Origin of the sequence: Micromonospora sp. WMMD961, assembly GCF_029626145.1 — a bacterium.
Taxonomy (GTDB): domain Bacteria; phylum Actinomycetota; class Actinomycetes; order Mycobacteriales; family Micromonosporaceae; genus Micromonospora.
The window spans coordinates 6109933-6122624 of the sequence record NZ_JARUBJ010000002.1; the positions used below are offsets into that span (position 1 = coordinate 6109933).

General features: G+C 71.0%; 7 protein-coding genes. 2 read left to right on the forward strand and 5 right to left on the reverse strand.

All coding sequences use genetic code 11. The features are described from left to right. Nucleotides 1-64: 64 nt before the first annotated feature. A complete protein-coding gene (locus O7614_RS27860) occupies nucleotides 65-5146 on the reverse strand; it encodes an NAD-glutamate dehydrogenase (protein ID WP_278141374.1) in 5082 nt (1693 codons plus the stop codon). A gap of 289 nt (nucleotides 5147-5435) precedes the next feature. Between O7614_RS27860 and O7614_RS27865 the strand changes: the two genes are divergently transcribed. After that, nucleotides 5436-7400 (forward strand): penicillin-binding transpeptidase domain-containing protein, encoded by a 1965-nt coding sequence (locus tag O7614_RS27865; protein ID WP_278141375.1) that lies wholly within the window; start codon nucleotides 5436-5438, stop codon nucleotides 7398-7400. A 50-nt stretch (nucleotides 7401-7450) separates the two neighbouring features. Here the strand turns inward: O7614_RS27865 and O7614_RS27870 are convergent, their stop codons facing one another. From O7614_RS27870 to O7614_RS27880, 3 genes are all read right to left on the reverse strand, one after another. Then, complete coding sequence (locus O7614_RS27870; RefSeq protein WP_347404381.1) at nucleotides 7451-8788, reverse strand: arginase family protein; 1338 nt, start codon at nucleotides 8786-8788, stop codon at nucleotides 7451-7453. A gap of 66 nt (nucleotides 8789-8854) precedes the next feature. Further along, nucleotides 8855-9769, reverse strand: coding sequence for a tetratricopeptide repeat protein (locus tag O7614_RS27875; protein ID WP_278141376.1), 915 nt, complete (start codon nucleotides 9767-9769; stop codon nucleotides 8855-8857). 170 nt (nucleotides 9770-9939) lie between these two features. Then, nucleotides 9940-11628 carry a methylmalonyl-CoA mutase family protein gene (locus O7614_RS27880; RefSeq protein WP_278141377.1) on the reverse strand — a complete coding sequence of 563 codons (1689 nt, stop codon included), beginning with the start codon at nucleotides 11626-11628 and terminating at the stop codon, nucleotides 9940-9942. A 170-nt stretch (nucleotides 11629-11798) separates the two neighbouring features. Here O7614_RS27880 and O7614_RS27885 point away from each other — a divergent pair, with 170 nt between their 5' ends. After that, a complete protein-coding gene (locus tag O7614_RS27885) occupies nucleotides 11799-11999 on the forward strand; it encodes a hypothetical protein (RefSeq protein ID WP_278141378.1) in 201 nt (66 codons plus the stop codon). Nucleotides 12000-12029: 30 nt separating this feature from the next. Here the strand turns inward: O7614_RS27885 and O7614_RS27890 are convergent, their stop codons facing one another. Next, a complete protein-coding gene (locus O7614_RS27890; protein ID WP_278141379.1) occupies nucleotides 12030-12431 on the reverse strand; it encodes an Asp23/Gls24 family envelope stress response protein in 402 nt (133 codons plus the stop codon). Nucleotides 12432-12692 lie beyond the last annotated feature (261 nt).

Consider the following 12692-nt stretch of genomic DNA (forward strand, 5'->3'; position numbering starts at 1 on the left):
GAACGGGAGCGGTCCGGCCGATCGGGGTGACCCGATCGGCCGGACCGCGTCCGGCGTACCTGACTCAGGCGGCTGCGGAGGTCCGCACCAGGGTGCGGATCTGGCGCAGCAGCACCGACAGGGCGGCGAGGTCCGCCCGCGACTCGTCGAACTCCCCCATCGCCCGTCGAGCACGGTGGATCGAGGTCGCGTTCGACTGCTCCCACTGCTGCACCCGCTCGTGCGGCGGCAGGTCGTCCGGGGTGGAGTCGAGGACCTCGGCGGTGAGCGCGGCCAGCGCGGCGTACAGGTCGTATCGCAGCGCCATCCGGGCCAGCGTCTGCCAACGGTCCTCCCGCGGCAGCAGGGAGATCTTCGACAGCAGCGAGTCCACCCGGAACAGGTCGGACAGCACGAAGTAGACCGAGGCCACCTCGCTGACGTCCCGTCCGCTGGCGTTGGCGGTCTCCACCACGTCCATCAGACCGAAGCTGTACATCAGCCGGGTCGCCCGCTCGGCCAGCTCACGGGGCAGCCCACGCTCGGTCATCGAGTCCATGTGCGCGGCGATGCCCTGCCGCTCGTTGCCGTAGAACAGGTCCTCCAGCCCCGGCAACAGGCGCGTGACCCCGTCGCGCAGCCGGTCGATCTCGGCCGGCACGTCGATCGGCGAGCGCCGGTTGGAGACCAGCCACCGCACCGCCCGGTCGAGCAGCCGCCGGGTGTCCAGGTAGACGCTCGTCTGCAGCTCCGGTGCCACCTTGTTGTCCAGCGCCTCGACCGCGTCCCACAGGTCGCGCAGGCCGAACACCTCGCTGACCACCACGTACGCCCGGATCACGTCTGCCGCGCTCGCCGCGGTCTCCTCGACCACCCGGAAGATGAACGAGATGCCACCCCGGTTGATCGCCTCGTTGACCAGCACGGTGGTGACGATGTCCCGGCGCAGCCGGTGCCGGCCCATCCGGTCGGCGAACCGCTCGCGCATCGGCGTCGGGAAGTAGTTGACCAGGACCTCGGTCGTCCACTCCTCGTCGGCCAACCCCTCGGTGAGGATCTCCCGTTCCAGGACGATCTTCACGTACGCGAGCAGCACCGCGAACTCCGGCGCGGTCAGGCCGGATTCGCTGCGGACCGCCAACTCCTCGTCCGGCGGCAGCGCCTCCAGCGCCCGGTCCAAACCGCCCGACCGCTCCAGCTCGTTGATCATCCGGCGATGCACCGGGAGCAGCGAGGCCGCCTGGGCCTGGGAGTTGTTGATCGCCCGAGCCTGGTCGTAGTTGTCCCGCAGCACCAGCTCCGCGACCTCGTCGGTCATCCCGGCCAGCAGTTCGTCGCGGTCGGCCGTGGTCAGCTCCCCGTCGGCCACCGCCGTGTTCAGCAGGATCTTGATGTTCACCTCGTGGTCGGAGGTGTCCACCCCGGCCGCGTTGTCGATGAAGTCCGTGTAGATCCGACCACCGGTCAACGCGTACTCGATCCGGCCGAGCTGGGTCCAGCCCAGGTTGCCGCCCTCGCCCGCCACCCGGCAACGCAGGTCGCGGCCGTCCACCCGGATCGCGTCGTTGGACTTGTCGCCCACCTCCGCGTTGGTCTGGCTGGACGCCTTGACATAGGTGCCGATGCCGCCGTTCCAGAACAGGTCCACCGGAGCGGTGACGATCGCCTTCATCAGGTCCTGCGGCGACAGCTGCGTGACGTCGTCGCCCAGGCCGATCGCCGCCCGGACCTGCGGCGTGATCGGGATCGACTTCGCGGTACGCGGGAAGATGCCGCCACCGGCCGAGATCAGCTCCGGGTTGTAGTCCTCCCAGGAGGAACGGGGCAGGTCGAACAGCCGCCGCCGCTCCGCGTACGAGGTGGCCGCGTCCGGCTCCGGGTCGAGGAAGATGTGCCGGTGGTCGAAGGCGGCCACCAGCCGGATGTGCTCGGACAGCAGCATCCCGTTGCCGAACACGTCGCCGGACATGTCGCCGACGCCGACCACCGTGAAGTCCTGGGTCTGGGTGTCCAGGCCCAACTCCCGGAAGTGCCGCTTGACCGACTCCCAGGCGCCCCGGGCGGTGATGCCCATCTTCTTGTGGTCGTAGCCGGCCGAACCGCCGGAGGCGAACGCGTCGCCCATCCAGAAGTGGTGGGCCGTGGAGATCTCGTTGGCGATGTCGGAGAACGTCGCGGTGCCCTTGTCCGCAGCCACCACCAGGTACGGGTCGTCGCCGTCGTGCCGGACCACGTCCTCGGGCGGCACGATCTGCCCGCTGACGATGTTGTCGGTGACGTCCAGCATCGCGCCGACGAACTCCTGGTAGCAGGCGACCGCCTCGTCCCGGTCGCCCGGCTTCTGCTTCAGCACGAAGCCGCCCTTGGCGCCCACCGGCACGATCACGGTGTTCTTCACCATCTGCGCCTTGACCAGGCCGAGCACCTCGGTCCGGAAGTCCTCCCGGCGGTCGGACCAGCGCAACCCACCCCGGGCCACCGGCCCGAACCGCAGGTGCACACCCTCGAACCGGGGCGAGTAGACGAAGATCTCGAACTTCGGTCGCGGTGCCGGCAGGTCCGGAATGGCCTGCGGGTCGAGCTTGAACGCCACGTACGCCTTGGGCCGCCCGTCGCCGCGCTTCTGGTAGAAGCTGGTCCGCAGGGTCGCCTCGATCAGCGTCAGGTACGAGCGCAGGATCCGATCCTGGTCGAGGCTCGCCACGTCGTCCAACGCGCCCCGGATCGTCTCCACCAGCTCACCGCTACGCTGCTGCCGCTGCTCGGTGCTCGACTCACCCGGCGCGAACCGGGTCTCGAAGAGCTCCACCAGCAACGCGGCGAGCTTCGGGTACGCGATGAAGGTCTGCTCCATGTAGTCCTGCGAGAAGACCGTGCCGGCCTGCCGCAGGTACTTTGCGTACGCCCGCAGCACCACCACCTGCCGCCAGGTCAACCCGGCGCGCAGGACCAGTTCGTTGAACCGGTCCACCTCGGCCTCACCACGCCAGGCCGCCGCGAAGGCGTTCTCCACGTGCGGGCGCACCTCGGACAGCTCGTGGTGCCCCTCGGGCAGCATGAGGCCGAAGTCGTACAGGTAGACCCGACCGTCGATCCGGTCCACCTCGTACGGGTGCTCGTCGACCACCCGGACACCGAGCGAGTGCAGCACCGGCAGCACGGCGGAGAGCATCATCGGCTCGCCGTACCGGTAGACCTTGAACCGGACGTCCATCGCCTCGGCGAGGTCCGCACCGGGCACCCGGGTGCCGGGCCGGGGCGCGAGCTGCTTACGGAACAGGTGCATCTCCAGCTGGCCGGGCTCCTCCAGCAGCTCCAGCTTCGCCAGGTCCTTCATCGCCTCGTACGGCGTGTGCCCGTCCTTGTAGCCCTCCGGGAACGCGTCGGCGTAGCGGGTGAACAGGTGCTTGGCCTGCTCGTCGCCGAGCTTGCGCTCCAGCACCAGCCGGTAGTCGTCGTCCCAGAGCCGGGTCGCGTCGGCCAACTCCTCGGCCAGCAGGTCGGCGTCGATGTCACCGGGCGGCCGGGTCGGGTCGGTGCGGACGATGAAGTGCACCCGCGCCAGCATCGACTCGGTGACCCGGGTGGTGTAGTCCACCCCGACACCGTTCAGCTCGCGCAGCAGGATGTCCTGCATGCGTAGCCGGTTCTGGGTGGTGAACCGGTCCCGGGGCAGGTAGATCAGGCAGGAGATGAACCGCCCGTACGCGTCCCGACGCAGGAACACCCGCAACTGCCGACGCCCGGCCATGCGCAGCACACCGATCACCGCGTGGTACAGGTCGTCGGTCTTGATCTGGAACAGCTCGTCGCGAGGGTAGGTCTCCAGGATCTGGATCAGATCCTTGCCGGAGTGGCTGCGCTGGCTCAGGCCGGAACGGTCCAGCACCTCGGCCACCTTGCGGCGTACCACCGGTAGTTCACGGACGCTGGTCCGGTAAGCGGCCGTGGAGAACAGGCCCAGGAACCGCCGCTCGCCGATCACCTCGCCGGCGGAGTTGAAGATCTTGAAGCCGATGTAGTCGAGGTAGGCCGAGCGGTGCACGGTGGCCCGCGAGTTGGCCTTGGTGATGATGAGCAGGCGCTTCTCCAGCACCTTCTCGTGCGCCTCGGGCGTCATCGACGACAGCGACCGCGCGTCCGGCGAATCGGAGCGCAGGATGCCCAGGCCGGTGCCGAGCACCGCCTCCAGCGCCTTGCCGTCGACCGGGTCGGTCGCGTCGCCCCCGGGGGCGTCCACCAGCCGGTACTCGCGGTAGCCGAGGAAGGTGAAGTGGTCGTGGGCGAGCCACCGCAGCAGCTCCACCGAGTCGGTGATGTCCTTCTCCGGCACCGGTGGACGGTTGTCGGAGGTGCGGGCCGAGGCCAGCTCGTCGGCGAGCGCGAGGGCCCGCTGACGCATCTTCGGCCAGTCCTCGACCGCTTCCCGCACGTCGGTGAGCACCCGCTGCAACTCGCGGCGCAGCCGCTCCCGCTCGGACACGTCCCGGACCGGGTCGATCTCGATCCGCATCCAGCTCTCGATGATGTCGCCGGCGATCGCGTCGTCCGGCTCCACGTCCGCGGAGACCTCGGTGAGCCGGCCCAGCGGCTCCCGCCGGACCACCACGAGCGGGTGCACCAGCAGGTGCACGTCGAGGTGGTACGAGTTGAGCAGAGCGGTGACCGAGTCGACCAGGAACGGCATGTCGTCCGTGACGATCTCGACGACGGTGTGGTGCTGGTCGGCGTGCGGTTCGTGGATCCGCAGCTTCAACTCGCCCGGAACCCGCTGCTGGGCGAGGTCCCGGTGCGCCCGGGCCGCGTCGAGCATCTCCTCGGCCGTGAAGCCGACCAACTCCTCGTCCGGTGCGAACCGCCAGAAACGGCCGACAAGTGTCGCCGCGTCGTGGTCGTCCCCCGCGAGCGCGACAGCCTGGGCCACCAGGCGCTCCGCGTTGGGGACGGGCTCGTCGAGCTCGGCGTCCTCCACGTCGTCGGCCAACGCCTCGGTCGGCAGGCCCAGATCGTAGATGGTGTCGATGCTCGACCCGGTCAGCCCGGTGACTCCCGTGTCGAGCCGGCCGTAGCCGTCTCCGTCGGTCGCCGAATCGAAGTTGTCGTCGTCCCGGCCGGAGTCATCCTGCCGGAGGTCGGGTTCCGGTTTGATCGCCGGACGCCGGTCCATCGGTGCCACTCCCCTCGACCCACCGCGTTGTGGGTCACTCTGCCGCCCAGCCTAGGCCCTGCCGTTCTGCGCCTTCGTCGGCGGACCATCGACCAGACGTCCGGATCGGGACTTTGTCCTTTCACCCGTTGCGGGTCCGAGGTTGGCCGGCTGCGGGATACCCCGCCACGCGATGTTCATCACACGGGCTCGGCCCGTCTTTGACCGCCTTCGCGCTCGCGGGGGACGTTGGGGACGGCGCTCACGTATTACCGTGCGAGGGCACTCTGAGATCGGAAGGACCAGCTCCATGCCCTTGTCGTACCCCCGGCCCCACCGGCCGAACCACGCCCGCCGTCTGCTCGCCGCCCTCACCACCGCGGCGCTCACGGCCGGCGTTCTGGCCGGCTGCTCGGGTGACGACGGGCCGGAGCGCACCGTCGACGCGTTCCTCTCCGGTTGGCGCAGCGGTGACCTCCACGCGGTCGGCCTGATCGACCCGACCGGCAGCAAGCTGCCGTCGGCCGACGTGACACGCGAGATCAAGGAGCTCTCCGGTGAGTTGGCGGCCACCCCACCCAAACTGACGCGTCGCGGCGAGCCGAAGGTCACGGCGGACATCGCGACCGCGACCGTCCAGGTGGAGTGGACCCTGCCGGGTCAGACCCGCTGGGCGTACGACCGGGAGGTACGCCTCGCCCAGGGCGATGGCGACCAGTGGCAGGTGATCTGGGAGCCACGGGTGGTGCACGATCAGCTCACCAAGGGTGACCGGTTGGGGTTGCGCCGCGACGCCGCCGCCCGGGCCGGTGTGCTGGACAGCGCCGGGAACCCGATCGTGACGCCCCGCCCGGTGGTGCGGGTGGGTGTGCAACCCAACGGGGTCGCCGACATGAAGACCCTCGTCAAGGATCTCGACGCCGCGTTCAAGGCGATCCGTCCGGCGCTGGTCCCCGCCGTCGACCTGGGTGACCTGCCCGAGCGGGTGGCCGAGGCCGAGCCGGGGGCCTTCGTCGAGGTGGTGTCGCTGCGCGAGGAGGCGTACCTGCAGATCAAGCCCCGGATCTACGACCTGCCCGGCACCAAGTTCATCTCGGGCAAGGTCGACCTGGCGCCGACCCGCGAGTTCGCCCGGGCGGTGCTCGGCACTGTCGATCCGGCGCAGGCGGACGACCTCGCCGCGCACCCGGACCGGTACGTCGCCGGTGACCTGGTCGGGCACGGCGGGTTGCAGGGTCGCTACGACGAACGGTTGCGCGGCGGCCCCGGGCTGACCGTGCTGGTCGAGCGTCCCACCGAGGGCGGCAAGCTGGAGCCGACCGGCGCGGAGCTGTTCCGGCGGGAGCCGCAGCTCGGCCAGCCGTTGAAGACCACGCTGGACGTCGCCGTCCAGAACGCGGCCGACGGGGCCTTGCGCGCGGAGTCCCGCCGGTCCGCCCTGGTGGCGGTCCGGATCAGCGACGGCGCGGTGCTCGCCGCGGCGAACGGCCCCGGGCCGGCCGGTGAGAATCTCGCCTTCAACGCCCAGGTGCCGCCGGGCTCCACGTTCAAGATGGTCAGCACACTCGGCCTGCTGGACCGGGGCGCGGTCACGCTGGACGGGCCGGTGGGCTGCCCGAAGACCTTCACCGTTGACGGCCGGTCCTTCAAGAACTCCGACAACTTCGAGCTCGGCTCGGTGCCGTTCCGCACCGACTTCGCCAAGTCCTGCAACACGGCGTTCGCCTCGCTGGCACCGAAGCTCGGCGGCGACGGGTTGGCCGCCGCCGGCCGCTCGTTGGGCCTGGAGGGCCAGTGGGACCTCGGCACCGACGCCTTCACCGGCAAGGTGTCGACAGGCGGCAGCCTGGCCGAGCAGGCTGCGGCGTCGTTCGGGCAGGGCACCACGTTGGTCAGCCCGCTGGCGATGGCCGGGGCCACCGCAGCCGTCGCCCGAGGCCGTTTCGAACAGCCGAAGCTGGTGCTCGACCCGGCGCCGGCCAAGCCCGCGCCGGCCGGCGAGCAGCTCAAGCAAGAATCGGTCACCGCGCTGCGGTCGATGATGCGCGAGGTGGTCACCACCGGCACCGGCAGCGCGCTCAAGGACGTGCCGGGTGAGGTCCACGGCAAGACCGGCACCGCGGAGTACGACGACAACCCGGCCCACACTCACGCCTGGTTCGTCGGTTGGCGAGGCGACGTGGCGTTCGCGGTGTTCGTGGAGAAGGGCGGTGCCAGCACGGCGTCGGCCGTCCCGATCGCCGAGCGTTTCCTCCGCGCCCTCCCGGCTGCCTGACCTCGACCGCGGCCCCTTCGGCCTTGATCGACTCGCGGACCGCGAGCGAGTCAGGCAGTGTCAGCTTTGTGCAGATCTGCGCCGTTTTCGCTGGCGGAGTTCGGGCCTGAAGGGTCCTGGGCGGGCGGCGAGGTTCGCCGGAGGAGACCTGGGCCGGCCGAAGCGGGCGGGCCGACCGGTTCACGCTCGACCGCAACCGGGATCACGGCCGCCACCCCCGACGGCTCGGCGTAGGCAGGTCCGGGAATGCCCGACTGCTCCGCCTCGACCGCGCCGTCCCTGTCGGCATCAGCCATCCCGCTGCCGGATCCGTCTACGCCGGCAAGACCCACAGCGTCCAGCCCGTTCACCCCACCGGACCGCCCCGCGTCGAGCCGATCCACCCCGGCGGACCGCTCCGCACGGTCGGCGGGAGCGCCGCGCCGGGGGCCGGGGGCTGGCCGGGCCGACAGCAGTCGGGGCGGCACCGCCTCGGGGGCGGTGACCGGGGCCAGGCCGGCGACCACGGTGTTGACGATCTCGGCCGCGTACGAGCCGTCCGGATCGTAGTCGGGGTCGAAGACGGTCAACTCGACGCCGAGGCAGTGCGGGGTGTCGACCAGGCCGGCGAGCAGGATCTCCAGCTCGGCGAAGGCGATGCCGCCGGGGTCGGGGGCGTCCACGGCGGGCATCACCGCGGGGTCGAGAACGTCCACGTCGATGTGCACCCAGTAACCCGCGCAGTCGGCGAGTTGCTCGTGCGCCCACTGGGCCGTCCGGGCGGCGCCCTCGGCCCGCAGCGCGGGGACCGGGCGGGTGGTGATCCCGGCGGCCTGGAGGTCGAGACGGTACTCGTCCTGGGCGCGGATGCCGAGCACCACCACGTCGATGTCGCGGAAGTAGGGCCGGCGTCCTTCCAGTGCGGCCAGATCGGCCTGGCCTCGCCCGGTGACGAGGGCGAGGTCTTCACCGGCGGCCGCGCCGACGTAGGAGGCGTTGCCGGGATGCCGGAAGTCGGAGTGCCCGTCGACGAAGACCAGCCCGATCCGCCCGCCGACGGCCTCACCGAGGCGGTGCATGGCCAACGCCGAGCCGAGCAGCACCGAGCAGTCGCCGCCCAGCACCACCGGGAACTCTCCCCGGTCGATGATCGAGCCGATCCGTTCGGCGAGCGCCAGCGAGTAGTCGGCGATCTCCCGAGCGTGGCACACCCCGTCGCCGGGCCGCCAGTCGCCCGGGTCGTAGCGGGGTGGGGTGATACAGCCGGCGTCGCGGGCGCGCAGCCGGGCCAGCAGGTCGTGGTCGCGCAGCGCGCCGGGCGCCTTGGCACAACCGGGGACCGACGTGGCCGTCGGCGGCCGTAGTCCAAGGTTTGTCGGCGCGTCGAGGACGGCGATCCGGCGCATCATGAGCTCCCGTCCTCGGTGGTCGGGCGGGCCGGCCGGAACGCCGGCCCGCGCTGGCGTGCTACGAACTCAGAACAGGGCGCTGGCCAGGGCGCGGCGTGCCGAGGCGACCGCCGGATCGTCCGGGCCGGCGATGGAGAAGAGCGAGACCAGGTGCTGGCGCACCGTCTCACGGTCCTCGCCGGCGGTGCGCCGGACCAGGCCGACGAGCCGGGAGTAGGCCTGCTCGGCCAGGCCGCTGAGCACCTCGATGTCGGCGGCCAGCAGCTGGGCCGCCACGTCGTCGGGGGCGCTCTCGGCGGCGGCCAGCGCGGTGGAGGGGTCCGCGCCGGCCACCCGGCGGGCCACCCCGACCTGGGCCAGCCCCGCCGTTGCCGCCGCGTCCGCCGGCGCGTCGGCCAGGATCTTCCGGTACGCCTGCTCGGCGGCGTCCAGGTCACCGCTCATCAGCGCGTCGTCCGCCTCGTCGAGGCGGGGGTCCTCCGGTTCGGCGACGGTCACGCCGCCGGCCTTGAGCACGGCCTGGAGCCACTGCCGCAACTGCGCCTCGGGCACCACCCCGGAGAACGCGTCGACCGGCTGCCCACCGACGACCGCGTAGACCATGGGGATGCCCTGGACCCGGAACATCTGGGCGATTCGCGGATTTTCCTGCACGTCGACCCGTGCCAGCACCCAGCTGCCGTCGCCCTCGGCGTTCAGTCGCTCCAACACCGGTGCGAACTCGTCGCTCTCCGGGAAGCCGGCGGCGCCGAAGAACACGACGACGGGCATGGCCATCGACCGTTCGAGCACGTCGGACTGGATGGTCGCCTCGGTGACGTCGACGATGGCGGTGTTACCGCCGGCGGCGGGCGCGCCGCTGGACGGGCCGCCCTGCGGAGGCGTGCCGGGGCGGGAGCTGGCTGGTGCGGGGCCGCGCAGTGTGCTGAGGTCGACCGCGCCGCGGGTGAAGATCGACGAGGTGATCCGTGGGTCGCTCATGGTTACCTAGTCTCGCACGTGAGCCCGGATTCTCAGCTCACCCGCAACCCCGACGTTGCAACTCTCACGCCCCGCCGCACACCCCCGCGATCGTGCACTCCCGGAGGGCGAACACGCGCCGTTTGCCGCATTCATTCGGCCGGAAATGCACGATCGCGGAAGGGTGTCCGTCAGAAGCGGGCCGGCTCGCGGTAGGTGCCCCACTCGGCGCGGAGCGCGTCGCAGATCTCGCCCAGGGTCGCCTCGGCGCGGACGGCGTCCAGCATCGCGGGGATCATGTTCCCGTCAGTGCGGCTGACCTCGACCATCCGGGTCACCGCCGCACGGACCGCCGCCTCGTCCCGGGCGCTCTTGCGCTCGGCGAGCACCCGGCGCTGCTCCAGCTCCACCTCGTGCGAGATGCGCAGGATCTCCAGCTCCTTGGCGACCGTGCCGGTGTGGCAGTTGACCCCGACGATCTTCTTGTCGCCCTTTTCGAGGGCCTGCTGGTAGACGAAGGCCGACTCGGCGATGTGCCCGGTGAACCAGCCGTCCTCGATGCCGCGCAGGATGCCCGAGGTCATCGGGCCGATCTGGTGCGGCCCCTCCCCGCCGAGCTGCCGGATCCGGGCGAAGATCTCCTCCGCCTCGGCCTCGATCTTGTCGGTCAGCGCCTCGACGTACCAGGAGCCGCCGAGCGGGTCGGCCACGTTGACCACACCGGTCTCCTCCATCAGCACCTGCTGCGTACGCAGGGCGATCTCGGCGGACTCGTCGGTGGGCAGCGCCAGCGTCTCGTCCAGCGCGTTGGTGTGCAGCGAGTTGGTGCCACCGAGCACCGCCGCGAGCGCCTCGACGGCGGTGCGTACGACGTTGTTGACCGGCTGCTGCGCGGTCAACGACACGCCTGCGGTCTGCGTGTGGAACCGCAGCCAGAGCGCCTTCTCGCTGGTCGCGCCGTAGACGTCGCGCAGCCAGCGGGCCCAGATCCGGCGAGCGGCGCGGAACTTGGCGATCTCCTCGAAGAAGTCGACGTGCGAGTCGAAGAAGAAGCTCAGCCCCGGTGCGAACACGTTGACGTCCAGCCCGCGGGAGAGACCCAGCTCCACGTAGCCGAAACCGTCGGCCAGGGTGTACGCCAACTCCTGCGCGGCGGTCGAGCCGGCCTCGCGGATGTGGTAGCCGGAGACCGACAGCGGCTTGTAGCGCGGGATCTCGGCGGCGCAGTATTCCATCAGGTCGCCGATCAGGCGCAGGTGCGGCTCGGGGTCGAAGAGCCACTCCTTCTGCGCGATGTACTCCTTGAAGATGTCGGTCTGGAGCGTGCCGTCCAGCGTGGACAGGTCGGCGCCCTGCCTCTCGGCCGCGACCAGGTACATGCAGAACACCGGCACGGCCGGGCCGGAGATGGTCATCGAGGTGGTGACACCGGCCAGGTCGATGCCGTCGAAGAGCGCCTGCATGTCGGTGGCGGTGTCGATGGCGACGCCGCAGTGCCCGACCTCGCCGAGCGACTGCGGGTCGTCCGAGTCGCGACCCATCAGCGTGGGCATGTCGAACGCGACCGAGAGGCCGCCACCACCCGCGCCGAGGATCATCTTGTAGCGCTCGTTGGTCTGCTGGGCGTTGCCGAAGCCGGCGAACTGCCGGATCGTCCAGGTCCGTCCGCGGTAGCCGGTCGGATACAGACCTCGGGTGTACGGGTACTCGCCCGGCCAGCCGATCCGCTCGAAGCCCGGGTACGTGGCGCCCTCCGGCGGCCCGTAGACCGGGTCCACCGGCATTCCGGAGAGCGTGGTGAAGTCGGCGTCCCGCTTGCGCGCGGCGTCGTAACGGGCCTGCCAGCGCGCCCGTCCGGCGTCGATCTCGTCGGCGTCCATGAGCAGGGCTCCTCCTCGGGTCCTCGACTGCACGTCGAGTGTAGAGCCCTTACCTGAACGATCGCTAAGTCGCGTCGTACCGACGGGTAACCGTCACCGGAGCGACCGCCGGGCGCATGGGCCGTCGTGGTCGGCCCGCAGCAGGCAGCGCCGGCCGCCGCAGCGCCTCCTTGCTCCGGGCAGCCTCGCGGCGCACCACTGTCGAACTCGCCGCCGGCAGCTCGGTCATCGCCCGGATGCCGGGCGGCATCAAGCGGCGAGCGATGCAGCTCGACGAGGGCGCGCCGATCCTCGAGGTCCGGGACGCGACGGGCGAGGTGAAGCTGCTACCCGGCGACGAGGTCGAGTTGACCCGGCCGGGCCAGGGCTGACGGCCGGGTCTTCACTGTCTCGACGCGCCTTCAGGCGGCCGGGCCGCCCATCGCCACGTCGTCGACCCGGATGTTGACCTCGTCGACCCGCAGCCCGTACGCCTCGACGGCCTCGGTCACCCGCGCCCGCACCTCGTTGGTGACCTGCGGCACCGGCTGACCGGCGTCGATGACGAGCACCAGGTTGATCACTGCCGCGTCGCCGGTCACGTGGGCCGAGCAACCCCGCCGGGCGTCGCCCACCTGGTCCAGCCCGACCCGGTCGAGCACCGAGTTGAAGAAGCGGGCCACGTCCCCGCCCAGCTCCGCCACGCCGGGCACCGCGCGGGCCGCCGCGACAGCGATCTTCTCGATCACCTCGTCGGAGACGTGCGTCGTACCACCGGCCGGCACAGACACCCCGGCCAGATCCTGCGTCGCCTCGTGATCCATGCCCGCTCCCCTGCTCGCCGCATCACCGCCCAGCCCCGACCACGGTCGGGCGGGTGCGAGCGTACCGACCTGGCCGGAGCGACGCGGACCCGCGGTCGCAAGTAGAGCCGCCAACTCTCTGACGATCAATTTCAACGGCTCGCCGGGACCAGCTCGCCTGGCCTCGCGATCATGAAGTTATTACCATCGATGTCGGCGTGTCGGCGCTGCAACTTCATGATCACCCGAAGCGGGGCCCGGGCAGCGCGACGGCAGGAGAGA

Excerpts from the sequence above, each read along its gene's own strand:
- O7614_RS27860 (WP_278141374.1), bottom strand. The coding sequence starts at position 5,146 with ATGGACCGGCGTCCGGCGATCAAACCGGAACCCGACCTCCGGCAGGAT.
- O7614_RS27865 (WP_278141375.1), top strand. The coding sequence starts at position 5,436 with ATGCCCTTGTCGTACCCCCGGCCCCACCGGCCGAACCACGCCCGCCGT.
- O7614_RS27870 (WP_347404381.1), bottom strand. The coding sequence starts at position 8,788 with ATGATGCGCCGGATCGCCGTCCTCGACGCGCCGACAAACCTTGGACTA.
- O7614_RS27875 (WP_278141376.1), bottom strand. The coding sequence starts at position 9,769 with ATGAGCGACCCACGGATCACCTCGTCGATCTTCACCCGCGGCGCGGTC.
- O7614_RS27880 (WP_278141377.1), bottom strand. The coding sequence starts at position 11,628 with ATGGACGCCGACGAGATCGACGCCGGACGGGCGCGCTGGCAGGCCCGT.
- O7614_RS27890 (WP_278141379.1), bottom strand. The coding sequence starts at position 12,431 with ATGGATCACGAGGCGACGCAGGATCTGGCCGGGGTGTCTGTGCCGGCC.